Here is a 25743-nt window from a genome sequence, read left to right on the forward strand (position 1 = left end):
CGGTCCATCTTATAATTATTGATAAACCATTCGTGATAAATGAACAATGACATTAGAGCAGCTAAGGGTGTTCATCGAAGTCGCGCAGCGCCAGCATCTGACGCAAGCCGCTTCCGCGCTTTCTCTTACACCGTCGGCGGTGAGCGCTTCGATCAAGGCGCTCGAAGAGCGCTACGGAACTGCCCTGTTCCATCGCGTCGGACGACGAATCGAAACAAGCGAGGCAGGCCGTATTTTCCTGACTGAGGCACGTCGCACCGTGGCTAGTGCACGTGCGGCCGAGACAACGCTGGCGGAACTCGGCACGCTAAAGCGTGGCGCGCTGGCGATCTACGCGAGCCAAACCATCGCAAGCTACTGGTTGCCTCCCTTGCTGGTGCGCTTCCGTCAAACCTGGCCGGGCATTGACCTGCAGGTTGAAATGGACAATACCGAGAGTGTTGCGCGGTCGGTCCTGCAAGGTACGGCCGACATCGGCTTCGTGGAGGGCGACATCGGCGAAATACCGCTGGCGAAAAAAATCGTTGGCGAGGACAAGCTGGTCGTGGTGGTCGCCCCAGACCACCCCTGGGCTGACGGCAGGCCACTTGGGCCAGCCGACCTCACGAGCGTCCAATGGATCATGCGCGAGGCAGGATCTGGCACGCGTTCAGCGTTCGAGGCCGCATTCGGCGCACTCGGCATTCCGATTGCTGAGCTGCAGGTCGCGCTCAGCCTGCCTTCGAACGAAGCGGTACGCAGCGCCGTCATGACCGGGCCGTTCGCGACGGCCATGTCTGAGCTAGTCGTGGCGCCGCAGCTCGAGGTGGGACGACTCGCATTGGCCGCATTCCAGCTACCGACTCGCGCCTTTTCGATGCTTCGCCACCCGGAACGCCATCGCAGCCGAGCTAGCTTAGCATTCGAGCAGCTCGTGCATTCGCATGCCGTTTAAAACTGGACATGCAGTTGGCACACTGCAGAGTCTTGCCTGATGGCAGACAGATCGAACATCGCATCTAACCAAGGGCAGAGATAACACACTTTGGCCTTCCCCCATCGTCACGGACACTTCCGTTAGGCGCATTTTAGATTTTCAAACTGTACCGGGCTGATGTAGCCGATAGTGGAATGACGCCGGCGTGGATTGTAGAACCTTTCGATATAGTCGAACACATCGGCACGTAAATCATCCCTGGTCCGGTAGTGCTTTTTGCTTAAGCGCTCAGTCTTGAGCGTCGAGAAGAAACTCTCCATTGCAGCGTTGACGCTCCTATGTCAAGAAGTCTTCGCTGCCGATGCCAAATCTACAAGAATCAGTGGGTAGAGCTCTCGCACAATATATCGCTTCAGGCACCGATGGATTTCCTTGCTCGACATGCCTTCGGCAGTGCGACGTTCGACGTATGCGCGGGTTCGAGGTTCGCTTCGCATTCGCACCATGGCGATAGTCCACAGTGCATTGTTTGCCTGTCTGTCGCCGCCACGGTTCAGTCGGTGACGTATTGTTTTGCCAGAGGATGCTGGTAGCGGATTCACGCCACACAGTGCGGCGAGTGCTGCCTCGCTATGCAAGCGTTCAGGATTGTCGCCAGCGACTGCGATGAGTGTGGCTGCGGTCTGTGGTCCGATACCAAACTGCTCACGCAGCCGTGGCGCCGCCTGGCTTGTCAGTTTCTCTAGAGAGCTGTCAAGCTCCTTTAGTTCGGCCGCGAGCGCTAACCAGCGCTTCGCTAGCAGACGCAGTGTCGTGGTCAATGTCTCCAGTTGTGTGCTCGTCCCCAAGTTCCGCAAATGTGCGCATGCCGCAACGCATTGTTCTGCCTTTGCTTTCCAAAGTCGTTCACGAATTTCCTGCGGAGCGCTGACTAGGATTGCCCTCAACTGATTGATGGCCTGGGTCTTGGCCTTGACTGCGCTTCGTCTCGCAACAGAAACGATGCGCATCGCTTCAGCAGCTCCGCAATGCGACTTGGGGATAGCAGTGGCGTCCCCAGAAAGCACGGATCGTGCAGCACTTTCTGCATCGGCCGGATCAGATTTTCCTTTCAGCCGTCGCTTGCTGCGGTCCGGGCGATTGACCTCTAAAACTTCGATACCTTGCTCGCGTAAAACGCGGGCAAGGCCTGCACCATAAGTTCCAGTACCTTCGACTCCAGCGCGTGTAACGCGGCCCAGGGAGCGTGCCCAAGCTAACAATTTCTGGTAACCGCTTGCAGTCGTCGGCGTCACTAAAGTTCCGATCAACTTTCCTGCATCATTTATTACCGCGCCAACATGCGTATCCAAGTGTGTATCGACGCCGAGAATCACCTCGTTTTGCATTGATTGGTTATCCAAATCGTCTCCTTGTTCAAGGTAGGCGCATTACCAATCCCATTTGCTGGACAGGACACTCACGGTGCAGAACAAAGCTCCTATTAGGTCACAGGCATCTGGCCCGGTAACGCTCGGGGAACGCTCTGACCAAACCGACAGGTCAACGCAAAGGCAACAGGCCAATCCCAGCACGGGTCAGATTTGGCAGGCGTTCTCGACCATAATAGACTGAGTGTCCCAGCAATTACCGCGTCGACTCATGCTGCAAACGATGCCGTGAGACTCGAGCAAGCGCTGGAAATCCTCACTCGTGTATTGCGAGCCCTGGTCGGAGTGATGCACCACTGCGCGAGGACGACCGCGTCGGAAAATTGCCATTAGCAGAGCATCCATCACCAGTTGTGCCGTCATCGTCGGCTGCATCGACCAGCCCACCACACGCCGCGAATACAGGTCGAGGACAACAGCGACAAACAGCCAGCCTTCGCCAGTCCACACATAAGTAAAGTCGGCCGCCCATTTCTGGTTCGGCCCTGTCGCTTCAAACTGCCGGTCCAACAGATTCGGCGCGATGGCGTGGACTGGCGAATCGAGCTGTCCTGGCGCACGACGTCGCTTGTGGCGGGCCTTGATGCCGGCCGCTTTCATCAGTCGCGCTACGCGGTTCTCGCTGCAGGACAAACCGGCGTCGATAAGGTCTCGCACTACCCGCGGTGAACCATATGTGCCATCGCTGGCATCAAAGCTGTGCTTGATTGCCTTGAGAAGCTGGGCATTCTCGCGTTCATGCGCACTTGCAGGCCGTCCAAGCCAGTCGTAAAAACCGCTGCTCGATACGCCGAGTAGACGGCACATCATTCGCGTTGGCCAGATGGTTCGATATTTGACGATGAAGCCGTACTTCACTTGAGGTCGGCTGCGAAGTAGCCGAGCGCCTTTTTTAATATGTCGCGCTCCGTCTTGACCTTCGCCAGCTCGCGTCGCATACGCTCGTATTCCTGGGCCGACACTTTCTCGCTCCGGACGGCGACCTCTGCATCGACGTCAGCATCTCTGCACCACCGTCCCAGCAAATTGGCGCCAATGCCAAGGTCACGGGCTATCGCCGCCTTGCTCGCACCAGGCTGGCCTACCAGCTTGACTGCTTCGCGCTTAAACTCTTCTGAAAATACTCGTCTTTCACGTGCCATGTAATACCTCCGATAGGGACATCATACCTATCGAAAGGGCTTTGTTGCACAAATAAGCTGAGTGCGTAATACCCCAAACCCCGGACGGATTTATGGCATGGCCACCGTCATCGGTGTACCCAGGTGGGTGAAGCGATTCAGAATGGCAGCACGTACCTGCAGCTCAGCTACCTGACGATCGAAGTCGCGTGCCATCACGCGTTCTCCCAGTAACTTAAAGCATCGCATTTTCGTCTCGACCAGACTGCGTCGGTGATAGCCACTCCACTTCTTCCAGATCGCCCGGCCCAAGCGGCGCGTAGCGTGGAAGATGGCGTTTCGGGCCTCGGCGCCAGGACGTCGATCCTTCCACAGCTTGGCATTCTTGCGCGTTGGGATTATGGCGTGCGCACCACGGCGCGCAATGGCTTCATGACACCCTTTGGTGTCATAGGCGCCGTCTCCACTGACGCTTGCGATGGATTCGCCCAGGTCGATTTGTTCCAGCAGACCGGCCATCATGGGCGCATCGCCAGTGGCGTTATCGGTCACTTCGATGGCACGGATTTCTAGCGTAGTGGCATCAATACCCAAGTGGACCTTGCGCCATTGGCGGCGATAGTCAGCCCCATGCTTTTTGGTTTTCCACTCACCTTCGCCCAGCATCTTGATGCCGGTGCTATCAACAAGAAGGTGTAATCCGGTTGTCGTCGGCTGCGCGCTGATCGTCACTGCAAGATGCTTTTGACGACGGCTGACGGTGCTGAAGTCGGGTACCTGCCAGTCCAGACCCGCAAGCTTGAGCAGGCTTTGCGCCATCCCCATCGCCTGGCGTAACGCCAGGTTGAACAAGCTTTTGATGGTCAAGCAAAACTGGATTGCTGCCTCACTGTACTTTTTGCTGCGCCCACGCTTGCCGCTGGGCTTGCCGTGCCAACACATGTTTGGGTCCAGCCAGATCAGCAGCGAACCGCGTCTCTTGAGGGCCTCGTTGTACTGTTTCCAGTTGGTCGTTCGATACTTCGGCTTGACAGGTGCGCTCATGTCGTAAGTTTACCCACCCTCGCCATGTGCTGCTCGCGAGGTTTGTGCAACAAAGCCTATCGAAAGTGTCCGTCGTGGTGGGGGAAGGCCATATCGATCGCAACAGTGGTGTCCCGAACGTGTAAGACCTCAGCCTCAGTGAGCGGCGAGCCCTTCTGTTTTTCTGCAGCCCCTAGCATCGCGTGCAACGGATTAAGGTAGACCCTGACGGTCTTTGCATCCGAGTTTGCCCCTTCGTTCCTCTTCCGTCCAAACCATCCGAATACACCCATGCGTGCTCCAGTTAGATGTCTGCTCCTGGCCGGTTGCAGACCTACAGCTACTTCCGCTACCGACCCTAACCGGTCGTTCAGCTACTTTGATCCATCGTCGAGCTTCCCTGTCTCGCAATATTGCGCCTGCCAAAGCATCGTCGATGCTCTGTCCGGGCCAAATTCGTGGCGATGTAGGTGCCGCACATCGCACACAACGCGCAGTGTTACCATTTCGTTCTGCTTTAAAAACAGCATCGCCCCGATGAGTGTCCCATCGTCGGATGACGAATGCGCAGCACATTTATCCAGGCGCGAACTCCGACTGGATTGATGAGTGAATCTGTAAGCGTGTATTCCTGGATCAGTGCCCATGAAGAGCTGCCGTCTGTTGCAACTGAAATGGATTTTCCGTATCCGCACAGGGCTCATTTTTTCCTGCAGAGTCCTTAAATAGAGTACCACTCCGGGATTGGGTTCTCATTATCGAAAATGATCCATTTGACTGCCGGCCGTAGATGATTCGTGTGCGGAACGAACATGCACGATGCCAAACTCATCGCGAGAACAAGTAGCGATGCTACGTGTAGGGTGGGAATTATTTGGCGCAGCTTATCGTTACCTGCTTGTTGTACCCCTCTAAGACAGCACCGTAAACCTCACGGTACCTCTGAAGTTGATCGGACGAAGGTTCTTTGGGTAACGATGCTTTATATGCCGTGCGCGCTGCTGGCGAAAAGTATGCCGTGATCTTAGAACTGGCACTTTCCAAACGTAAAAGTGCCGCTGAGGTTTCGAGATCGTTGAAACGAAGATGAGTAAAATCACTGCTCATGTCGTCTCGGATTGCCTTGACCTCGTCACATTCCTTCGCTCGTTCACTACGTACAATTGCCTCATTCTTTACAGATTGAGCACGTAAGTCCTTTTCAGCGTCAAGTTGAGCTCTTAAACGAGTGATATCTGCCTGTGACTTTAACTCTATTTCTCGGATTTGCTTTTGAGTCTGTGCCTTAAGGCTTTCAATACTACTTTTCGCTCCGTTAGTTAAGTACGCAGTAACGATTGTCCCGCATACAGTGACAATGCTGCAAATGATCGGAACCCAGTTAATCTTTGCCATCGCTTCCTTTGGTAGAGTGAATTGAATTAACGTCGTCGATTCAGGTAGTAGTAAGAGGCATTCAGCCCGTAGTGACCGTCTACCGATACGAACAGCCAATATGCGCGCTCACAACCAGCTATTATTCGCTGCATCGCCGTGATGAGTTCTTTCGCCAGCGAGATCACTGCCGGCGTCGCTCCATCAAAATCCATGCCCGGTTCTCCTGGAAGGTTGCCGACGACTGCTTCTGGCCGATTTCGGCCGGTCAAGCCAGCATAGCAGATTGCTTGGCTGGAAAATTCACGGACTGTCACGAAAGGCCGGACCCGACCCAAAGCTGACCTTCGTATTTGCTGCCGAAATCAGGCCAACGTAGAGGACGAACGCTGAAAATCTATTTGAGGTCTACTGTAGCGAAATCGTGCAGTTGTTGGACAATTGAGCCGATCGCTTTGTCCGTGAAATCCACGAAAGGAATAAGGCATCCGGGGACGAGTTTGAAGTTATAGATCCAACTTGAAGCGAGTTGAGTCGGATTGCCTGAAACGTCAGACGGGAGATCGACTGCACCGGGGCCAGTTGCAGCATATTGCTTCCGCGGAAGTATGCCTCGATGAGCCAAATAGTTTCTGAAATTTGAAAGTTCCGCATACTGTGGATCGCTCAAGATATCTTTCATCGCATTGACTATTGCAGTGCTACCATGTTTTGCTTTCATCTTTGCGAAGATCTTTTCTGGAGTTACCCGTAGATCCTTATCTAGAGCTATTGGATAATCCGATGGGAACGCCTGAGAAACACATGCATAAGTCGCGAAAAATGCGCATTCAATAGCCGATAGAGCCGCAGTAAAAAACGAGAACATCTCGTGATCTTGCAGAAAGCGCAATTCTAGACTAGCTGCACTATTAGCCAGTAGCTCATCAAATCTCGCGCTGCTCTTATGCGTCGCGATAGCGCGATACCCTGTAGCATTCCAAGCTGCCGCGAACATAAACCAATTTGAGCTTGGATTCTGCGCATAATTAGCCATTTTCGCATTAACGGAATCGAACTCCAAGTGGGGGAAATTTTCAGGGAGATTGAGATCGCCGAGAGTCTTACTGAATTTCTGAACCATAAAATCAGGTCATTCTCGTTCTAATTGATTTTTTCGAGCTCATCTTAATGTTCTAAACATCACGCCCGCAAGGCGTTATTCATTTGCATTGAGGTCCTCAGGAACTTCTTGACGGTCACTGTTGCCCCCTTTAACAGAGTCCTCTGTAGATTGGGTAGCGAATATTCCGTTTCGTCGAAGATGTTCCTCAGCTTGTTTCGTTAGTTCTTCCCTAATCTCAATATGAATTTCAATTATTTCCTCTGCAACATCTTTGTTGTACACCGGAAGTATGCTACTACCATGGGGAAGTAGGGAAAAGTTATCATCTCCTCCAAAAAGTGGTGCTTGCATCGATGCTGCAAAATCACTTGAAAGGTGGGCACTTTCGGTCAATGCAGGGTACCAACGGCGCATTCTTTCGCTTAAGTGCCTAATGTTAGGCGCCCAGTTTGTACTTCTTCTTCCATCCAATATGTGCTTCAGTTGCGCAGTGCCCTCAAGCTCTTGGCGCAGCAAACAAATAGCTGAGGAATAGAAACCTTGCATAGCTAGGGACACAATAACAGGGCCAGTCATGTTTACTGTAGAGAAGGTCGCCTCCCATTCGCGCTGCACAGGATCGGTTCGAACCATTTGATACGTCACGCCTTCTCTAATTTCGGGAATGCTCATGTTGTTTAGCATTAAATCAAGAAATTCCCCGAGACGCTTTGAAACTTCATTATTTTTCTTTAATAATGCCGTAAGATCAGTGCTTGACTTCGCATTAATCTTTTCCGACGTAATCACAATGAATTGGTCCCAGTTTCGCATCTGTATCACCTTAGTTTATTTCGGGGAGGTCGGCGTCTGCCACAACGTTTGCTGGCATATCTTGCATATTAAGGGCGACTAGTTTTGGAAAAATCCAATTGTTAGGTGGTGTGGCAATCTCAAATTTGCCGAACCCTGATGACCTAGTAATTACGCGTACACCGCCAAATCCCAGTGTGCCTTGTGTGGCATAACAATACTCGAATAGCAAGATGTCTTCGGTGCCGTCGCCCGTAAAGTCTGCGCGGGCAACTTCGATCAACTGCTGGCCCATTCCGTCGGGCTCCTCAACGCGAAACATGTTCTGACGTATTCGTTTGACCACTAATGTTCCATCATCCACTTTGCTTTGATACGTAGCGTCCGGTTCAGCGGCCTTTTCAAGTTCCCCGACACAGGGAAACATCGAAAAAGGTAACAGGTCCAGGTCCATTATGCTTACTCTTGGTTGAGAGATAAAACTCTGCGAAGGCGTCTTTGCAGCCTGAAGCGACTTTAGAAGGCCGCATTGATGCTCAAACCACGTCGACATTTTAATGTCGAAGGTCGAGTACGCGGAATAACCATCATTGATTGCGTCGTCGTACTCCCTGCAAGTGCGTACATCCCGCGTTTCATCTACTTCATTGGTCAAGGTTACGCCGTCAATGTGATCGTTATCTCCCAAGCGAATAGGACGATTGCGAAGTGCTTCAATCTCAGCCTTAGCGATGAATCGCACCTCAGTCATGTCCGCGAACTGCATACTCTCGACGAGTTCAAATATCTGCTCTGGCTGGTCTAAGTGCTCCTCCAATATCTTTGAGACTTCCTCCGCTGACAGGTCCCCCCTCTCCAGACACTGCTGAAGTAAGATAATCGCTTTGCCACGAATTTTTCGCTTTTCCAGTAAAACTAGATGGGCTTTGATTTCTTTGACTTTGCTTGACGCAATACCTAGAAAAAAGTGCGTGCGTGCCTCGTCAAGAATGAGGGAGCCCTTCTGCAGATTCGGGCCGGGGGAACATGGCAAAAGGTTGCCATACCCGAAGATGTCGAAATCGTCGACCAGGTTAAAGTCTCGTTTTATCTTCGCAAACTCGGTGGGATCGTTAGCCAAGGATTCAGCAATAACATGATCTATGTGAAAGCTACTGATGTCTAGGAACTCGCGAGTGTACGCACACTTTTTTTCATGGGCGAGCCAAATAGCCTCTCGCTGGGCTGCACTAAATTTTTGGGTCGACATCTGGTTTGGTACCTATCTGGAAGGTGATCGCGCACCACGGAGCGGTCAAGTCCGTATAAATAACATAAAAAATTGCGGCCGCCACGCAACGTCGGCTCTTGGCCGAACCCGGCCGTTCAGCTCAGGATAGCAGGTTGCCATCCAGGAAAAGTCACGAACCGTCACGACCGGCAGCAACCGACCCGAAGCGGACGTAGCACAGATGCCCAATTTAGGGCTTGAACGGATCGATCCAGCCGGGTCGAAGTCCTGCCTCGTATTCTTTGCGTACGAAGGCGAGTGATTCTTCACATCCCATTTCTGCCTCGATAGCGCCTACGCAGCCCCAGCAATCTCCGCCGCAATTGCCTGAAAGCTGATCTTCTGGGTTGTCGAGTAAACGTCCGCAGATCAGGCAGTATTCCTGCTTTTTGCTGTTCGTCATAGGCACGATTCCTCAACGTTCGGTCTTGGCCGGTAGCAGACCTATAGCTACGTCCGCTACCGACCCGAAGCGGACCTTGCTGAAGAGTGCAAACTCAGCGAACGGCCGCTTCGACGTTCGCCTTTAGTTCTGATGGCAACAGGTCAAATCCTGACGCACGTACTCCCACCCAGTTGACGCCGACGAGAAGGTCATCACGTTCAAGCCCCGGTAACCATCGCTCGCAAAAGCTATCCCAATCAATTGCAACGGGTTTAAAACCAGTAAATTGTGGAGCTATCGAAATTAGGTGAAGTGCTCGGGACTCCGATGACCAAAATGGCATAGCCCTCTTGCCATCTGTGCCAACCGGAGCTGGAAATCCATTTCCATCCTTAACGGCCCATACCGTTCTCGTCTGCGCGACCTCCGTGCAAAACGCTGCCAGCTGAATTGCTGATGTGCTCATCGTCCCACCCATTGCTCAATCTCGTTACGTCCGCTCCTGGCCGATCTCAGCCGTTCGGGTGAGCATATCAGGTTGCCTAAGCGGAAAAGTCACGAACGGTCACGACTGGCTGGAACCGACCCTTAGCGGTCGTAGGACCATTCCAAGAACTCGTCAACAGTGTTCGGTGTGGTCAGTTCCAGCAACGCCTCTGCAAGCTCGTGTTGACCCTTTGCAGCGGCAATAGCGGACAAGGCACAGGCCGTAAAAGCAGTGCTCCACTGCTTTCCTGCAGCACTTGCCGTCAGTGCGGGAATGCGCTTTAACGCATCTAAGTAACTTGCTGCCAGCTCATCGGGAACGTCGACGCTATTCTTGTGTCGGCAGATTTCGATCCAGGCAGGGAAGTGAAAATACACATCGGTCACACGTTCTGGCGAGCTAGCAATGGCCTCGATAACGTGTGGAACCGCTGCGAACGAAGCTGAGTACACGTCGCCTTGATGAGCAAGGGCGCTCCATAGGCTGAACCACGGTTCGGAATGACCGTTATCGTCGGGTAAGGACGACAGCTGCCGAAGAAGCTCAGGAATCTTCGCAGCGCTGCCGTACGCATCGCGCAGCTCACCCCACCGTGGGCTACTCAGTTCCAGCATCCCTTGTCCTTTTATCGTGTGCTGCACAGCCTACTTCATCAACGACCGCTTTTGGCCGGTAGCAGCCGGTCGACCCAGCATAGCAGGTTGCCGAGCTGACAAACTCTCGGACTGTCACGGTGGGCCGCTACCGACCCAAAGCGGACTATTCGCTCAGCTAAATTTGGCTGCTCCAAAGAAAGCAGCATGCGAGGACCAGCCCCAAGCGCTACGGTCGACTGGATAAACAAGATGCGCGTTGTCCTCAAGCATATGACCGAGCCTGTTCCCGATCAGTCGCATAGCAATAGACAACGTCTGAAACGATCCTTCACCTACGATGTCTGGATAACGCCCATCAACACCCTCTAGGCACGCTGGGCATGCCCATGTTTGATCGTCAACCACATATGGCGCACCAATCTTCGCTTCAATCATCACCTCGGACCCGTCCGAGCGGAGCCATAGAATGGACAGCGTGGCGATAAACACCGGCGTTTCTGTACGCATTGCGTTCCTTACGTGACATGTGAGGCGAGCAGCATTCGTCCGCTCCTGGCCGACAGCAGACGGTCGAGCCAGCATAGCAGGTTGCCGATCTGACAAACTCTCCGACTATCACTACAGACCGCTGTCGACCCGAATCGGACCTGGACGCCGCAGCAAGCCACGTCACCTGTTTCGCCCAAACATGCCGTACCAAAATTCGTCGCCGAGCTTCAGCGCTAGACAGCCGCATACCAGCATCGTTGCAGCCCATATGCCGATCCCGGCGTCGAACGACACGATGCGCCATTTGGCGACGAAATAATGCCCAGCAAAGAAGCCGAGCAAGACCCCACTGCCGAAACGGGTCACCTTCTCCATCGTATTAATCTTTGATTTGACACTGTCCATCCTTTGCGCATGAACCTGGTATCACTGACCGACCTGTCGGCGATTCAAGCCGTACAACACTTGACAGCATAGATGTGTAACATCGAATCAGTTTTTGAATCGACTTGAGCGACATTTACTTTTAACCGCTGAGCCCATTGCAACTCAGCACCGAAACGAAGTGTGTCATCGTTTAGTCTTATTTTACAACCAGGAAATTTTACTCTGGTTAAACGCTTTAACTTGAGGACTCTATGAATATCGGAATCATCGGCGCCGGCCACATCGGCAGCGCCCTTGCAACACGACTGACCAGCCTGGGACACTCGGTGTATATCGCCAATTCGCGCGGGCCAGACACATTAAAGGACGTGGCACAACAAACCGGTGCGCAGGCTGTGACTGCCCAAGAGGCTGCCCGTCATGGAGACATTCTTGTAGTCACTATTCCGCTCAAAAACATTCCCGAGCTTCCGAAGGACATGTTTGCAGGCGTCGCTGCCAATGTGCCTGTCATTGACACGAGCAACTATTACCCAATCATCCGCGACGGCCAAATCCCGGAGCTGGAAGCCGGCGACCTCACCGAAAGCGAATGGGTTCAGCAACACTTGGGTCGTCCGGTAGTGAAGGTGTTCAACAACATTTATGCTGACCATCTTCGAACCAAGGGACTGGCTAAAGGCACGGCCGGCCGTATTGCCCTGCCGGTCGCTGGCGACGACGCCGAAGCCAAGCAAAAAGTGATGGCGCTCGTCGAGGAGTTGGGCTTTGACGCCGTCGACAACGGCAGCCTTCACGAGTCTTGGCGGCAGCAGCCGGGTACACCTTCGTACGGCGCCGATTTGCCCGCCGACAAACTACGCGAGCTTTTCATTCAACTCGGACCCAAACGTACCGAAGCTCAGCATGCCGAGTACCTGGCCAACCACGCAAAGCTGCAACGTGAAATGGCCGAAAAGGGCGCAACCTGAACGACTTGGTTTGAACAGATATTGATGAGGAATGTGCTCGGTCGGTAGGCCGCCAAGTCGACCGACCGCACACGACAGGCTCGACGTTGAGTTGACATCGTCGTGTCCAACAAAAAACCGCCAGGCTCACGCACTGGCGGTTTTTTAATCAAGCTCGCGCACGCTCACGCGCGCGCGATGCTCGCGCAGCGATTACTGCGCCGCCGCTTCCACCGGATCCGCAGCCTTCATCGACAGCTTCAGGCGGCCGCGCTCGTCGGTCTCGAGGACCTTCACGCGCACTTGCTGGCCTTCCTTCAGGTAGTCCGACACGGCGTTGACGCGCTCGTTGGCGATCTGGCTGATGTGCAGCAGGCCGTCCTTGCCCGGCATGACTTGCACGATGGCGCCGAAGTCCAGCAGCTTCAGGACGGTGCCGTCGTAGGTCTTGCCGACTTCAACCGACGCGGTCAGCTCTTCGATGCGGCGCTTGGCTTCCTGGCCGGCGGCGGCGTCGACCGACGCGATGGTCACGATGCCTTCGTCGGTGATGTCGATCTGGGTGCCGGTCTCTTCGGTCAGCGCGCGGATGACGGCGCCGCCCTTGCCGATCACGTCACGGATCTTTTCCGGGTTGATCTTGATGGTGATCAGGCGCGGTGCGAAGTCCGACAGCTCGGTCTTCACGGTCGGCACGGCCTTCTGCATTTCGCCCAGGATGTGCTGGCGCGCTTCCTTGGCTTGCGCCAGCGCGACCTGCATGATTTCCTTGGTGATGCCCTGGATCTTGATGTCCATCTGCAGGGCGGTGATGCCGGCGGTGGTACCGGCCACCTTGAAGTCCATGTCGCCCAGGTGGTCTTCGTCGCCCAGGATGTCGGTCAGGACTGCGAACTTGCCGCCTTCCTTGATCAGGCCCATGGCGATGCCGGCCACGTGCGCCTTCATCGGCACGCCGGCGTCCATCAGCGCCAGGCAGCCGCCGCAGACCGAGGCCATCGACGAGGAACCGTTCGACTCGGTGATTTCCGAGACCAGGCGCACCGAGTAGCTGAACTCTTCCGGCGACGGCAGCGCGGCGACCAGCGCGCGCTTGGCCAGGCGGCCGTGGCCGATTTCGCGGCGCTTCGGCGTGCCCACGCGGCCGGTTTCACCGGTGGCGAACGGCGGCATGTTGTAGTGCATCATGAAGTCGTCGGTGTACTCGCCCATCAGCGCGTCGATCTTCTGGCTGTCGCGGCCGGTGCCCAGGGTGGCGATGACCAGCGCCTGGGTTTCGCCGCGGGTGAACAGGGCCGAGCCGTGGGTACGCGGCAGGACGCTGGTACGGATCGAGATCGGACGCACGGTGCGGGTGTCGCGGCCGTCGATGCGCGGCTCGCCATCGAGGATCTGCGAACGGACGATCTTGGCTTCCATGTCGAACAGGATGTTGCCGACCTCGGCGGCGTCGGCCTCGACGCCCTGCGCCTGCAGCGCGGCCATTACTTCGCCGGACAGCGACTTCAGCTTCTGCTGGCGCGCCGATTTCTCGCGGGTCTGGTAGGCGTCGCGCACCTTGGCTTCGGCCAGCTGCGCCACTTGCGCGATCAGCGCCTCGTTCTTGGCCGGCGCGGTCCACTCGACTTCCGGCTTGCCGCCCTCTTCCACCAGCGCGTGGATGGCGTCGATCACGGCCTTCATCTGCTCGTGGCCGTAGACGACCGCACCCAGCATGACTTCTTCCGACAGCTGCTGAGCTTCGGATTCGACCATCAGCACGGCGTGCTCGGTACCGGCGACGACCAGGTCCATCTGGGTGGTCTTGAGCTGGGTGGTGGTCGGATTCAGGATGTACTGGCCGTTGGCGTAGCCGACGCGGGCGGCGCCGATCGGGCCGTTGAACGGGATGCCGGCCACGCACAGGGCGGCCGAGGCGCCGATCATCGACGGGATGTCCGGATCGATTTCCGGGTTCACCGACAGCACGTGGATGATGACCTGGACTTCATTCAGGTAGCCTTCCGGGAACAGCGGGCGGATCGGACGGTCGATCAGGCGCGAGGTCAGGGTTTCTTTTTCGGAGGGACGGCCTTCGCGCTTGAAGAAGCCGCCCGGGATCTTGCCGGCAGCGTACGACTTCTCGATGTAGTCGACGGTCAGCGGGAAGAAGTCCTGGCCCGGCTTGGCGTCCTTCTTGGCGACCACGGTGGCCAGGACCACGGTGTCTTCGACCGACACCAGGACGGCGCCGGAGGCCTGGCGCGCGATCTCGCCGGTTTCCAGGGTCACGGTGTGCTGGCCGTACTGGAAGGTTTTGGTAACTTTGTTAAACATGGGATGTCCCTTTCTATTTGCCGACAGGTTTTCAGGAGCTGTCGTTCACCTCATTACGGACGCCCGCTAGGCGCGGCCGCCTTGCTGCACACTACAGCAATATTGCCAAAAAGCAAAAACCGCAGATACAAAAAATGCCCGCGGCAGTCTGACTGACGCAGGCATTTCGTGTTTTACGCGGACTGGCGCAATGCCCAGATCTGCTTACTTACGCAGGCCGAGCTTGGCGATCAGGTCGCGGTAGCGGTTCAGGTCCTTGCGCTTCAGGTAAGCCAGCAGGCTCTTGCGGCGGTTGACCATCATGATCAGGCCGCGACGCGAGTGGTGGTCCTTCTGGTGTTCCTTGAAGTGGCCGTTCAGCTCGTTGATGCGTGCGGTCAGCAGTGCAACTTGCACTTCCGGCGAACCGGTGTCTTTGTCGCCACGTGCGTTGTCCGCGATGATCGCGGCTTTGTTGATGTTTTCTACGGTCATGATATTGCCTTTCACATGCGGTGCAAGAGTCGGAACCCAACGCACCGTGAGTTGTTGAAAAACCTGACTTCGATAAGTCAAGACGGGCAAGTATAGGGGAAAACGCGTGGCGGAGCCAGTCTTTCCTGGGCTTGGGCTAAAATTCACGGACGCGCCGATGTCGATTTGGCACGCCTCAAGGAACCCGATGAACAAACTGAACAAGAAAACCACGCTGGCGGCGCTCGCCCTGGCCACGACCCTATTGTCCGGCTGCGCCAGCTGGCGCGCGGCGCCGGTCGGCGCCACGCTGGATCAGGTGACCGCACGCTACGGCAAGCCCGACGCCGTCTATCCCGATCCGGCCGGTGGCCAGATGCTCGAATACCGCGGCCAGCCGATGGGCCAGTTCCAGCACATGGCGAAGATGAGCGCCGACGGCCACCTGGTCTCGTACGAACAGGTGCTGACCACCCAGAACTTCGAGCGCATCCAGGTCGCGCAATGGAACAAGGACGACGTGCTGCGCAACTTCGGCCGCCCGGCCGAGATCGGGCCCGATCGCGCCACCGGTTTCGAGGTCTGGTCATACAGGTACAAACAGGACGGCCTGTGGAATTCGTTCTTCAACGTCTACCTGAACGGGCGTGGCGAAGTCGCGCGCACCGGCAATTCGCCCGACCCGGTGCTGGACGACCGCTTCAAGGGTCCGTGAGTCCGCACCCGCACCAGAACAAGGAGAAGTCCCGATGAGGCATCCGATCGATTGTGCGCGCCGCGCCGCGGCGCGCACCCTGCCGCTGGCGCTGGCCGTGCTGCTCGCAGCCTGCAGCGCCCCGCTGTTTCGCGAAGCGCCGCCGGCCGGCGCCCCGCTGCCCGAAGTGCTCGCCAAGCTCGGCCAACCGACCGAGGTCTACCGCGAGCCCGACGGCGGCCAGGATCTCGAATACCGCGGCCAGCCGATGGGCCAGTTCCAGTGGATGGCGCGGATCGGGCCGGACGGCCGGCTGGTCGCCTACGAACAGGCGCTGACCAATGCCGGCTTCGCCAAGGTGAAGGTCGACCACACCACCAAGGACGAGATCCTGCGCATGTTCGGGCGCCCGGCCGAGATCTCGCGCGTGCGCTTTCACGACTACGAAGTCTGGTCCTACCGCTACAAGGAATCCGGCGTGTGGAACTCGATGATGAGCGTCCACTTCGACCAGGACGGCATCGTGCGCCAGATGCTCAACGGTCCGGATCCGCTGTACGACGACCGTTTCCGCCATCGCTGACCTTGGCCGCGGCGCTGCCGCCGGCCCGGTCGCGCCGGATGAATGCGGTGACCGCGTCCAGCGTCGGCGCCAAGCGGCGCAGCGAATTCGACAGCGACGCCACCAGCGTCGCATGCCCCACCCCGTCGTAATACGCTTCGGTGACCGGCACGCCGGCCGCGCGCAGCCTGGCCGCCAGGCCGCCGGTGTTGCGCACCGGGTCGACGGTGTCGTCGTGGCGCGGCGCGATCAGGAGCGCCGGCGGCGCAGCGCGGCTGACGTGGCTGGCCGGCTGCGAGTCGGGCGGCGTGTCCGGGTAGTCGAATACCGGGCGCGTGGTGCGGTTCTCGATCGGCAGGAAATCGTAGGGGCCGGCCAGGCCGATCCAGCCGCGCAGGCTGTCCGGATGGATGCCCTCGCGGCCGAGCCAGCGGCCGTCCAGCGCCAGCATCGCCGCGTTGTAGGCGCCGGCGCTGTGGCCCATCAGGTAGACCCGCTGCGGATCGCCGCCGTACTGCGCGATGCTGCGCTCGGTCCAGGCCACGGCCTGGGCCGCATCGACTAAAAAGTCCGGGTAGCGCACCTGCGGATACAGGCGATAGTCGGGGATGACGACCACGAAGCCGCGCGCCGCCAGCGCCCGCCCGACAAAGGCGTAATCCTCGCGCTTGCCGCTGACCCAGTTGCCGCCGTAGAAGAAGACGATCACGGGCTTCGCTCCGCCTGCCGCCGCATCGGACCGCGCCGACGGCGTGTAGACGTCGAGCATGTGGCGCTCGCCGGCGGCGTACCGGATCGCCGCCGTCGCGCGCGCCGCGCCGGCGGGCGAGACGGCGTTCACCAGCGTCAGCGGCGAACAGGCGGCGAGCGCGCCGGCCAACAGGGCAGCGCCCAGGCAGGCGCCCAGGAAAGTGGCGAGGCGGCGTCGAGTCATCGAGCGGGTCCGTGAAAGCGATTGCCCGAGTATAGCCGGGCGGTCGCCCCTGCTCCCGCACCCGAGTGCGCCGTGCCAGGCGCGCGAGATGTATGCATCGAAATCTTGAACGGCAGCGATCGATTGCGTTTTATACTGGTTCGATGAATGCCGCGCTGCGCCCACCATCCGACCGCCGCCTCGCCGCCCTCGCCTTCACGGCGCTGGTGCACGTGCTGATGCTGCTCGGCTGGCAGATGACGCGGCGCTTGCCGGCGCCCATACAGGCCGACCCGCCCGGCATCCAGTGGATCGACCTGTGCCCGCGCGCACCGGCCCTGCCGCGGCCCGCGCCCGCGCACGTCAGCGCGCCCGCGCCCGCGCGCGAGGCAGCCAACCCCCAGTCCATCCACGTGCTGCCGGCGCCTGTCGCCGTCGAGCCGGCGCCGCCGAATGCTGCGCCGTACGCTGCCGGCGCCGATCCTGCTCCCGCCGCCGGCGCGCACGGCGGCGTGGCCGGCGGCGCGCTGCTGCAAGGCGCGCTGCGCGCCGCCGGGAGCGTCGACAAGGCGCTGCGCAAGGAAAACTATGCCTACATCGTCGCCCCGCCCGACAGTGCGCAGATGCGCATGCGGCGCGGCATGGAAGCGGCGCACGCCATGCTGCCGCCGAAGCTGTGGGAAGCGCCGAAGATCGAGGAACTGGTCAACAACACCGGCGACGGCACGCGCCACACCCGGGTCATCACCGGCAACGGCACCTACTGCATCAACGAACGCTCGACCCACGTCAGCATCGACACCATCGAAACACTGGGCAAGGTCTCGCCGCACCTGACCTGCCCGGAGCACGAGACACCGGCCGGTTCGCAGGAATGGAAAACCGCACGTGACTGAACCCGGAGGCCAGCGCCCACCGGGCTTGCATGCGCGCCGCCCGGCGATCCTGCTGGCGCTGGGCGCGCTCGGCCTGGCCGTGGCGGGGCTGCTGGCCTGGCGGCAGATCACGGCAAACGACGACGCCCTCCTTGCGGCTCCCGCGCCGGCATCGGTGTCGCCGCGCACAGCGGCTGCGGCGGCATCACCCGTCGCCCCGCCAGGGCCACGCACCCCGGCGCCGTTTCCGCCCACGCCCGACGAGCCGCCGCTGACCGTGCAGATCGACCGCCTGCTGGCCACGCACGACCCGCACGACGCCTACCGCGCCTATCGGCTCGTCGCCGATTGCGCGACCTTCAACGCCAACGGGGACCGCATCGTCTTCGACGAGGATGAGGTCAAACATGGCAAGCCGGACGCCCTGCCCGGCTTTCGCAGCATGACCCCAGAGGAAAAACGGCACGATGCCAGGCTGTGCGCAGGCATGACCGAACGCGAGCGCCTGAACCGGCTGGATTACCTGGCGATCGCTGCCAAGGCAGGGGTGGAAGGCGCAGCCATCGAATTCGCCAGCCAAGGCCCGTTCGGCGACAAGAGCGCGCTCACAACTCGCCCCGACGATCCGCTGGTCAAGCAATGGAAAGCCACGGCGCGCGCCCAGCTGTCGGCAGCCGCGGAGAGCGGGACCGACGTGATGGCGATGATGTTCTGGGCGGCCGACAACTTCAACGGCACCGACTTCAACGACAAAAACCCGGCGTTGGCTTACCGCTACATGCTGGCCCGTGGCCTGATCGAGTCGGACCTGGCCGGACCGGGCAACGCGCTATCGAGCATGTACGCGCCGGGCAGCGATTTGATGAACCGCCTCGGCGCGGATCTCACGCCGCAACAGCGCGCCGACGAATTCGCGGCCGCCCAGGCCATCGCCGAACGCGCGCGCGCCGCGCGCAAGGCCGGGCGTGGCGGCTGAAGGTCGGCGGCTGAACGCTTGCAGCTGACCTTCAGCTGCCGAAGCTCAGCGCCGCTCGCTCGGATCGACCGGCTCTTCGTCGGTCTGGATGATGCTGACCGGCTTGCCCTTGGCCAGGCGCCAGACGTAGACCAGGTAGCCGGACAGGCCGTAGACCACGAACAGCGGCCACAGGATCACCTGCGGCGCGATCGCCAGCAGCGCCAGTCCGAGCGCGATCAGGAACACCACGATGAACGGCACCGACTTGCGGAAGTTGACGTCCTTGAAGCTGTAGAACGGGATGTTGGTGACCATGGTCAGGCCCGCGAACAAGGCAATGCACCACGAGATCCAGTCGACCTTGCGGGCGTCGATGGCGATGTCGGGGTCGCTCATGAACATCACCAGGCCGACCACCAGCGCCGCCGCGGCCGGGCTGGGCAAGCCCTGGAAGAAGCGCTTGTCGACCACTTCGATGTTGGTGTTGAAGCGCGCCAGGCGCAGCGCGGCGCCGGCGCAGTACACGAAGGCGGCGATCCAGCCGAGCTTACCGAGGCCGCGCAGCGACCATTCGTAGATGACCAGCGCCGGCGCGGCGCCAAAGGACACCATGTCGGACAGGCTGTCGTACTGGGCGCCGAACTCGGACTGGGTGTTGGTCAGGCGCGCCACGCGGCCATCCAGGCTGTCGAGCACCATCGCGATGAACACAGCCCAGCAGGCGTGGTCGAAGCGCTGGTTCATCGCCATCACGATCGCATAAAAGCCGCCGAACAGCGCGGCCGTGGTGAAAGCGTTGGGCAGCAGGTAGATGCCGCGGCGCGGCCGTTCGCGGGCGACATCGGCGCTGCGCGGCACGCGTCGGAAACGGGCAAAGCCCTTGGGCTTGGCGGTGGCGTTTTTTCTGCGTCGTGGGAGAGGTGCCATGAACTCGTTATTGGGTAGCAGCGCACGCGGCGCGGACGGCTCCATTATATGGCCGCACCCGCGTGTTAGCGAATCGATATGGATGAACGGCGGTCAGCGGAAGCGGACCTTGCCGACCAGGCGCATCTGCAGCGTGGTCTCGCCCGGTTCGAAACTCGGTTCCGGCACGTCGGCGTCCATCTGCTTGGCCAGGCTGCGCATCATCGGCGCCGCCGGCCGCGCCTCGGGACCGGCGTAATTGCCGCTGCCCTCAAAGTCGACGGTATCGATCACGGCGTCGTTCACGCTGCGCCCCATCGCGCGCGCGATCGAGGCGATGCGCTCGTTCAGGTTGCGGTAGGTCGCGGCGATGCGCTCGTCGTCGACCTGTTTTTCCAGCGCCGGGCTGAGGTGGTAGTCGATGCCGTTCAGGTTGAGGACCTTCTGCGCCGCGGCCACGGTCCTGGGCAGCGCGGCCAGGCTGTGCGTCTTCATCTCCAGCGTCTGGCTCACGCGCCAGCCGATCGGCGTACGGCGCGCCGCCTGCTGCTGCGCCTGTTCCTGGGCGCTCAAAGGACGCGGGCTGTCCTGGATTTCCGGATACACCGGATAGGTGGTGTAGTTGACGGTCTTGAGTTCGGCCTGCGCATCGGCGCGGCGCAGGATGTCGGTGCCCTGCTTTATCTTCTGATTGACGCGCGCGGTCGCGGCGGCGCGGTCCTTGTCCTGCTCCTCGACGCTGAAGGAAAGCGTGGCTTCGTCGTTGGCACGCTTGACTTCGCCGAAGGCCGGCACGATCACGAGCGTACCGGAGGTCGCCGCAACGCTCGTGGCCGCGCCGGTCGCGTGCGTGGCAGGGGCCTGGGCCCGGGCGCCGGCTTGCAGGCCGAAGGCGAGCGTGAGCGCGGACAGCAGGATCAGCTTCTTGCAGGACATCGTGGTTCTCCTTGTACGGGTCGGCGGTGTGCCGGGTCAGGAGAACGATACCGGGTTTCGTATGGACGCGGGCTTGTTGTAATGGAATATTGCAAATGGTTGCACTCGGATGCAATCACTCCACAAACATGCCCTTGTCCTGCGACCCTTTTTGCCGGCAGCCGCTTACTGCGGCAGGCGCGGCTTGAGGCGGTCGGCGTCGGCGACCGGGAACGGGAAGCCCAGCACCGTGGCCGCGCCGCGGGTCTGGTTCTGCGCCTGGCACTTGTGCTCGCAGACGGTTGCCGGCGGCGCGACCTCGGTCGCATCCTCGCCCATCACCTGGCCCATGCGCCCGCCGCTGGCCACGGCCCACTGCGAAACGCCGCCGCAATGCTGGACGCGGCTGAGCGTGCCGGTGCGGGTCAGGATGTCGTTGCTGCAGCGCGGCTCGGCGATGCGGTCGGCGAATTGCGGGCTGTCGCGGCCGACGAATCTGGCCGAGTAATCGTTGCCGAAGTTGATGCGCGGCGCCACTTTCAGCGTCGTGTCCTTGTACGCCACGCTGTCACCTTCGCGGTCGCGGAAGGCGCGGTTATCGAAATAAAACGCGCTTTGCGCCAGCTTGTGCGTGAAGACCGTCTTGGTGTCGTCGGCGCGCGCCACTTCCATCTGGAACAGCCCGCCATTGGCGCAATCCTTGGCCTGGATCTTCATAGTGACGCCGGGGCCGCTGCGGGTCAGGACGACGTCGCCCGCCGTGCTCAGCTGGAGGCTGACGGCGCCGTCCAGCACGACGCCGCGGTGGTCCGGCATCTTGCTCTCGAACACCGGGGTGGCGCGCCCGCCGGTGATGTCGAGCGCGTTCGGCGCGCCGGTCAGCGTGTAGTTCAGCACCCCGAACGTCGCCGCGTCGACGTCGAACTGGACGTAGCGTCCCTGCACGCGAAACACCGAGGCGACACTGCCTGGCGCCAGGCTGGCGCTCTGGCCGCTCGCTTTGCCCAGTACCGTAAAACCGCCGCCTTCGCAGCCGGTCGAATCGGCGGCCATCGCGTGCTGCGCCGAAAATAGCAGGCCCATGCAGGCTGCCGTCATCCACTTGTTCATCGTCGTCGTCCCCAGGCTAGCGCAGTCGCGGGCCGGAATGGCAGGACTGCTGTTACCCATTATAAATACAACGTAAATACGGGGCGACAAGTTTTTGCCAAAAATGATGCGCCGACGAATGCGGCGGACATGAAAAAGGCCGCGGGGATGCCGCGACCCGGGGGTTTTGCTACCGGACGATCAGTTCTTCGACTGGTCGACCAGCTTGTTCTTCGCAATCCACGGCATCATCGCGCGCAGCTTGCTGCCGACCTGCTCGATCTGGTGCTCGGCGGTGAGGCGGCGGCGCGAGATAAGGGTCGGGGCGCCGGCCTTGTTCTCGAGGATGAAGCTCTTGGCGTATTCGCCGGTCTGGATGTCCTTCAGGCACTGCTTCATCGCCTTCTTGGTCTCGTCGGTAACGATGCGCACGCCGGTGACGTATTCGCCGTATTCCGCGTTGTTCGAGATCGAGTAGTTCATGTTGGCGATGCCGCCTTCGTAGATCAGGTCGACGATCAGCTTCAGTTCGTGCAGGCATTCGAAGTAGGCCATCTCCGGCGCGTAGCCGGCTTCCACCAGCGTCTCGAAGCCGGCCTTGATCAGCTCGACGGTGCCGCCGCACAGCACGGCCTGCTCGCCGAACAGGTCGGTCTCGGTCTCTTCGCGGAAGTTGGTCTCGATGATGCCGGCCTTGCCGCCGCCATTGGCCATCGCGTACGACAGCGCGATGTCGCGCGCCGCGCCGGACTTGTCCTGGTAGACCGCAACCAGGTGCGGCACGCCGCCACCCTGGCGGTAGGTGCCGCGCACGGTGTGGCCCGGCGCTTTCGGCGCGACCATGATCACGTCGAGGTCGGCGCGCGGCACCACCTGGCCGTAGTGGACGTTGAAGCCGTGGGCGAAGGCCAGCACGGCGCCCTGCTTGATGTTCGGCTCGACGTTGTTCTTGTAGACCTCGGCGATGTTCTCGTCCGGCAGCAGGATCATGACGACGTCGGCCGACTTGACCGCCTCGTCGACCTCGGCGACTTTCAAGCCGGCCTGTTCGACTTTGCCCCAGGACGCGCCGCCGCGGCGCAGGCCGACGGTCACGTTGACGCCGGATTCGGTCAGGTTCTGCGCGTGCGCGTGCCCTTGCGAGCCGTAGCCGATGATGGCGACGTTCTTGCCTTTGATGAGGGAGAGGTCGCAGTCTTTGTCGTAGAAAACTTTCATGTTCAATCCTGTGCTTTATATATATCGTTTATTTGATTTTTCGAGGCCGCCGGCGGCAGCCCGGACGCGGTTCAGACGCAGCTTAGACCTTGAGGATGCGCTCGCCGCGGCCGATGCCCGAGCCGCCGGTACGGACGGTCTCGAGGATGGCGGCGCGGTCGATCGAATCGATGAAGGCGTCCAGCTTGGATTTCGCCCCGGTCAGCTCGATCGTGTAGGTCTTCTCGGTCACGTCGATGATGCGGCCTCGGAAGATGTCGGCGGTGCGCTTCATTTCTTCGCGCTCCTTGCCGACCGCCCTCACCTTGATCAGCATGAGCTCGCGCTCGATGTGCTGGCCCTCGGTCAGGTCGACCACCTTCACCACTTCGATCAGGCGATTCAGGTGCTTGGTGATCTGCTCGATGATGTCGTCCGAGCCGGTCGTCACGATCGTCATGCGCGACAGCGTCGCGTCTTCGGTCGGCGCGACCGTCAGCGTCTCGATGTTGTAGCCGCGCGCCGAGAACAGCCCGACCACGCGCGACAAGGCGCCGGCTTCGTTTTCCAGCAGGACGGAAATGATGTGTCGCATCACAGGTCCTCCGAGCTGAGCAGCATTTCCGACAGGCCTTTGCCGGTCTTGACCATCGGCCACACGTTCTCGCTGCGGTCGGTGATGAAGTTCATCAGCACCAGACGGTCCTTCATGGCGAACGCCTCGCGCATGGCGCCCTCGACGTCGCCCGGCTTCTCGATGCGCATGCCGACGTGGCCGTAGGCTTCGGCCAGCTTTTCGAAGTCCGGCAGCGAATCCATGTACGACTCGGAATAGCGCGAGTTGTAGTCGAGCTGCTGCCACTGGCGCACCATGCCCAGGAAGCGGTTGTTGAGCAGGATGATCTTCGGCGTCAGGTGGTACTGCTTGCAGGTGGCAAGCTCCTGGATGTTCATCTGGATCGAGCCTTCGCCGGTGACGCAGGCGACCGTGGCGTCCGGGTTGGCCATCTGCACGCCCATCGCGTACGGCAGGCCGACGCCCATCGTGCCCAGGCCACCGGAATTGATCCAGCGGCGCGGCAGATTGAACGGGTAGTACTGCGCCGCCCACATCTGGTGCTGGCCGACGTCGGAGGTGACGAAGGCGTCGCCGCCGGTGACCCGCCACAGCGTCTCGACCACCGACTGCGGCTTGATGACTTCGTTCGACGGCGTGTACTTCAGGCACTCTCGCGCGCGCCAGTCGCCGATCTGCTTCCACCACCCCTGCAGGGCCTGCGTGTTCGGCCTGGCGGCGCCGGCGCTCTGCTCGGCCGCATCCAGCTGCGACAGCATTTCGACCAGCACGTCCTTGACGTTGCCGACGATCGGGATGTCGACCTTCACGCGCTTGCTGATCGACGAGGGGTCGATGTCGATGTGGATGATCTTGCGCGGGTTGGTGGCGAAGTGCTTCGGGTTGCCGATCACGCGGTCGTCGAAACGGGCGCCGATCGCGATCAGGACGTCGCAGTGCTGCATCGCCATGTTGGCTTCGTAGGTGCCGTGCATGCCCGGCATGCCGACGAAGTGGCCGCTGGAAGCGCGGTAGGCGCCCAGGCCCATCAGCGTGTTGGTGATGGGGAAGCCGAGCTTGTCGACCAGGCGATTCAGTTCGTTCGCTGCATTGGCCAGGATCACGCCGCCGCCCGCGTAGATCATCGGGCGCTCGGCGGACAGCAGCAGTTGCACGGCCTTGCGGATCTGGCCGGCGTGGCCCTTGTCGACCGGCTTGTACGAGCGCATCTCGATCTCTTTCGGATACGCGTACAAGGCCTTCTGCATGCTGACGTCCTTGGGGATGTCGACCAGCACCGGACCGGGACGGCCGGTGCGTGCGATGAAGAAGGCTTTCTTGACGGTCTCGGCCAGCTCGCGCACGTCCTTGACCAGGAAGTTGTGCTTGACCACCGGGCGCGTGATGCCGACCGTGTCGCATTCCTGGAAGGCGTCCTGGCCGATCGCATGGGTCGGCACCTGGCCGGAAATCACGACCATCGGGATCGAATCCATGTATGCGGTCGACAGGCCGGTGACGGCATTGGTGACGCCCGGACCGGACGTGACGATGGCCACGCCGACTTCGTGCGAGCTGCGCGAGTACGCGTCGGCCGCGTGCACGGCGGCTTGCTCGTGACGGACCAGGATGTGCTGGAATTTTTCTTGCTTGAAGATCGCGTCGTAGATGTAGAGGACGGCGCCGCCCGGATAACCGAAGACGTGCTTGACGTTCTCTTCTGCGAGACAACGGACCAATATCTCGGCGCCGGTGATGGCTGCCTCATTGGCATTGGGACTGCTCATGATACGTTTTCCTTTCAAGACCCAGAGGGAGATTGATCGGATGCTCGGCCCTAGCGAGGCACGTATCACGCAACAGTGCTCATGCATCCCCTTTGTATTGCGGTCACGTCGATCTTTGGGCCATCGGCAGATGGCTTACGAACCGGCGCTGGGCGCAAAGTCGTTTGGCGTGAGTCACGGTGTGCGCAATTGCGTGT

The 25743-nt window shown here is 59.8% G+C and carries 29 protein-coding genes and 1 pseudogene; 6 read left to right on the forward strand and 24 right to left on the reverse strand.

Features of this window, described 5'->3' with window-relative positions; all coding sequences use genetic code 11:
* Window positions 1–46 precede the first annotated feature (46 nt).
* Window positions 47–934 carry a LysR family transcriptional regulator gene (locus tag FA90_RS11005; RefSeq protein WP_036168698.1) on the forward strand — a complete coding sequence of 296 codons (888 nt, stop codon included), beginning with the start codon at window positions 47–49 and terminating at the stop codon, window positions 932–934.
* Window positions 935–1056: 122 nt separating this feature from the next.
* On the opposite strand, the pseudogene FA90_RS25625 reads toward FA90_RS11005, so the two are convergent.
* From FA90_RS25625 to FA90_RS11035, 15 genes and pseudogenes are all read right to left on the reverse strand, one after another.
* Window positions 1057–1245, reverse strand: a pseudogene (locus FA90_RS25625) (IS3 family transposase); the annotation flags it as partial.
* A 12-nt stretch (window positions 1246–1257) separates the two neighbouring features.
* Window positions 1258–2319 (reverse strand): IS110 family transposase, encoded by a 1062-nt coding sequence (locus FA90_RS25630; protein WP_239700675.1) that lies wholly within the window; start codon window positions 2317–2319, stop codon window positions 1258–1260.
* Between the two features lie 174 nt (window positions 2320–2493).
* The gene (locus tag FA90_RS11010) at window positions 2494–3204 is read right to left on the reverse strand and encodes an IS3 family transposase (protein WP_051971710.1); all 711 of its coding nucleotides are present in this window, start codon (window positions 3202–3204) and stop codon (window positions 2494–2496) included.
* The gene (locus FA90_RS11015) at window positions 3201–3488 is read right to left on the reverse strand and encodes an IS3 family transposase (protein WP_036168700.1); all 288 of its coding nucleotides are present in this window, start codon (window positions 3486–3488) and stop codon (window positions 3201–3203) included. The genes FA90_RS11010 and FA90_RS11015 overlap by 4 nt, the downstream gene beginning before the upstream one ends.
* A gap of 90 nt (window positions 3489–3578) precedes the next feature.
* The gene (locus tag FA90_RS11020; protein WP_081933788.1) at window positions 3579–4511 is read right to left on the reverse strand and encodes an IS5 family transposase; all 933 of its coding nucleotides are present in this window, start codon (window positions 4509–4511) and stop codon (window positions 3579–3581) included.
* Between the two features lie 849 nt (window positions 4512–5360).
* Entirely contained in the window at window positions 5361–5885 is a 525-nt protein-coding gene (locus FA90_RS26385) for a hypothetical protein (RefSeq protein ID WP_156116669.1), read from the reverse strand.
* A 26-nt stretch (window positions 5886–5911) separates the two neighbouring features.
* Window positions 5912–6079: a hypothetical protein gene (locus tag FA90_RS27255; RefSeq protein ID WP_239700677.1), complete on the reverse strand. Its 168-nt coding sequence runs from the start codon at window positions 6077–6079 to the stop codon at window positions 5912–5914.
* Window positions 6080–6261: 182 nt separating this feature from the next.
* On the reverse strand, window positions 6262–6987 hold the full coding sequence (locus FA90_RS26395) for a hypothetical protein (protein WP_156116671.1): 726 nt from the start codon (window positions 6985–6987) through the stop codon (window positions 6262–6264).
* 75 nt (window positions 6988–7062) lie between these two features.
* Window positions 7063–7782: a hypothetical protein gene (locus tag FA90_RS26400; RefSeq protein ID WP_156116672.1), complete on the reverse strand. Its 720-nt coding sequence runs from the start codon at window positions 7780–7782 to the stop codon at window positions 7063–7065.
* Window positions 7783–7792: 10 nt separating this feature from the next.
* A complete protein-coding gene (locus tag FA90_RS11025) occupies window positions 7793–9010 on the reverse strand; it encodes a hypothetical protein (protein ID WP_197065284.1) in 1218 nt (405 codons plus the stop codon).
* Between the two features lie 211 nt (window positions 9011–9221).
* Window positions 9222–9434 (reverse strand): hypothetical protein, encoded by a 213-nt coding sequence (locus FA90_RS25635; RefSeq protein WP_081933789.1) that lies wholly within the window; start codon window positions 9432–9434, stop codon window positions 9222–9224.
* Window positions 9435–9528: 94 nt separating this feature from the next.
* Window positions 9529–9894: a DUF2750 domain-containing protein gene (locus FA90_RS25640; protein WP_307171219.1), complete on the reverse strand. Its 366-nt coding sequence runs from the start codon at window positions 9892–9894 to the stop codon at window positions 9529–9531.
* 110 nt (window positions 9895–10004) lie between these two features.
* On the reverse strand, window positions 10005–10517 hold the full coding sequence (locus FA90_RS11030; protein WP_036168702.1) for a hypothetical protein: 513 nt from the start codon (window positions 10515–10517) through the stop codon (window positions 10005–10007).
* 153 nt (window positions 10518–10670) lie between these two features.
* Window positions 10671–11006, reverse strand: a complete 336-nt coding sequence (locus tag FA90_RS26945) for a hypothetical protein (protein ID WP_197065285.1) — start codon at window positions 11004–11006, stop codon at window positions 10671–10673.
* Between the two features lie 162 nt (window positions 11007–11168).
* A complete protein-coding gene (locus tag FA90_RS11035) occupies window positions 11169–11363 on the reverse strand; it encodes a hypothetical protein (protein WP_036168704.1) in 195 nt (64 codons plus the stop codon).
* Window positions 11364–11626: 263 nt separating this feature from the next.
* On the opposite strand from FA90_RS11035, the gene FA90_RS11040 reads away from it, so the two are divergent.
* Window positions 11627–12346 carry an NADPH-dependent F420 reductase gene (locus FA90_RS11040; RefSeq protein WP_036168706.1) on the forward strand — a complete coding sequence of 240 codons (720 nt, stop codon included), beginning with the start codon at window positions 11627–11629 and terminating at the stop codon, window positions 12344–12346.
* Window positions 12347–12538: 192 nt separating this feature from the next.
* Here FA90_RS11040 and pnp read toward each other — a convergent pair whose 3' ends face one another.
* Together pnp and rpsO are read right to left on the reverse strand one after the other, a co-directional pair.
* Window positions 12539–14641 carry a polyribonucleotide nucleotidyltransferase gene (gene pnp / locus FA90_RS11045; protein WP_036168708.1) on the reverse strand — a complete coding sequence of 701 codons (2103 nt, stop codon included), beginning with the start codon at window positions 14639–14641 and terminating at the stop codon, window positions 12539–12541.
* A 204-nt stretch (window positions 14642–14845) separates the two neighbouring features.
* Complete coding sequence (gene rpsO, locus FA90_RS11050; RefSeq protein ID WP_036175277.1) at window positions 14846–15115, reverse strand: 30S ribosomal protein S15; 270 nt, start codon at window positions 15113–15115, stop codon at window positions 14846–14848.
* 187 nt (window positions 15116–15302) lie between these two features.
* Here rpsO and FA90_RS11055 point away from each other — a divergent pair, with 187 nt between their 5' ends.
* Together FA90_RS11055 and FA90_RS11060 are read left to right on the forward strand one after the other, a co-directional pair.
* Window positions 15303–15809, forward strand: a complete 507-nt coding sequence (locus tag FA90_RS11055; protein ID WP_036168710.1) for a hypothetical protein — start codon at window positions 15303–15305, stop codon at window positions 15807–15809.
* 34 nt (window positions 15810–15843) lie between these two features.
* Window positions 15844–16371, forward strand: coding sequence for a hypothetical protein (locus FA90_RS11060; RefSeq protein WP_051971711.1), 528 nt, complete (start codon window positions 15844–15846; stop codon window positions 16369–16371).
* On the opposite strand, the gene FA90_RS11065 is transcribed toward FA90_RS11060, so the two are convergent.
* A complete protein-coding gene (locus FA90_RS11065; RefSeq protein ID WP_081933790.1) occupies window positions 16325–17284 on the reverse strand; it encodes an alpha/beta hydrolase in 960 nt (319 codons plus the stop codon). The two genes, FA90_RS11060 and FA90_RS11065, sit on opposite strands and share 47 nt — an antisense overlap.
* A gap of 143 nt (window positions 17285–17427) precedes the next feature.
* Between FA90_RS11065 and FA90_RS11070 the strand changes: the two genes are divergently transcribed.
* Both FA90_RS11070 and FA90_RS11075 read left to right on the forward strand, forming a co-directional pair.
* On the forward strand, window positions 17428–18159 hold the full coding sequence (locus FA90_RS11070) for a hypothetical protein (RefSeq protein WP_036168712.1): 732 nt from the start codon (window positions 17428–17430) through the stop codon (window positions 18157–18159).
* Window positions 18152–19114: a hypothetical protein gene (locus FA90_RS11075; RefSeq protein WP_156116673.1), complete on the forward strand. Its 963-nt coding sequence runs from the start codon at window positions 18152–18154 to the stop codon at window positions 19112–19114. The genes FA90_RS11070 and FA90_RS11075 overlap by 8 nt, the downstream gene beginning before the upstream one ends.
* A gap of 45 nt (window positions 19115–19159) precedes the next feature.
* Here the strand turns inward: FA90_RS11075 and pssA are convergent, their stop codons facing one another.
* From pssA to FA90_RS11105, 6 genes are all read right to left on the reverse strand, one after another.
* Entirely contained in the window at window positions 19160–20023 is an 864-nt protein-coding gene (gene pssA / locus FA90_RS11080) for a CDP-diacylglycerol--serine O-phosphatidyltransferase (protein WP_036175282.1), read from the reverse strand.
* A 93-nt stretch (window positions 20024–20116) separates the two neighbouring features.
* The gene (locus FA90_RS11085) at window positions 20117–20938 is read right to left on the reverse strand and encodes an SIMPL domain-containing protein (protein WP_036168716.1); all 822 of its coding nucleotides are present in this window, start codon (window positions 20936–20938) and stop codon (window positions 20117–20119) included.
* 165 nt (window positions 20939–21103) lie between these two features.
* Window positions 21104–22027 (reverse strand): hypothetical protein, encoded by a 924-nt coding sequence (locus tag FA90_RS11090; protein WP_239700679.1) that lies wholly within the window; start codon window positions 22025–22027, stop codon window positions 21104–21106.
* 180 nt (window positions 22028–22207) lie between these two features.
* Complete coding sequence (gene ilvC, locus FA90_RS11095) at window positions 22208–23224, reverse strand: ketol-acid reductoisomerase (RefSeq protein WP_036168718.1); 1017 nt, start codon at window positions 23222–23224, stop codon at window positions 22208–22210.
* A gap of 82 nt (window positions 23225–23306) precedes the next feature.
* On the reverse strand, window positions 23307–23798 hold the full coding sequence (gene ilvN, locus FA90_RS11100) for an acetolactate synthase small subunit (protein ID WP_036168720.1): 492 nt from the start codon (window positions 23796–23798) through the stop codon (window positions 23307–23309).
* A complete protein-coding gene (locus tag FA90_RS11105) occupies window positions 23798–25546 on the reverse strand; it encodes an acetolactate synthase 3 catalytic subunit (protein ID WP_051971712.1) in 1749 nt (582 codons plus the stop codon). The genes ilvN and FA90_RS11105 overlap by 1 nt, the downstream gene beginning before the upstream one ends.
* Between the last annotated feature and the right edge of the window lie 197 nt (window positions 25547–25743).

It is taken from the genome of Massilia sp. 9096 (assembly GCF_000745265.1).
Lineage (GTDB): Bacteria > Pseudomonadota > Gammaproteobacteria > Burkholderiales > Burkholderiaceae_D > Telluria.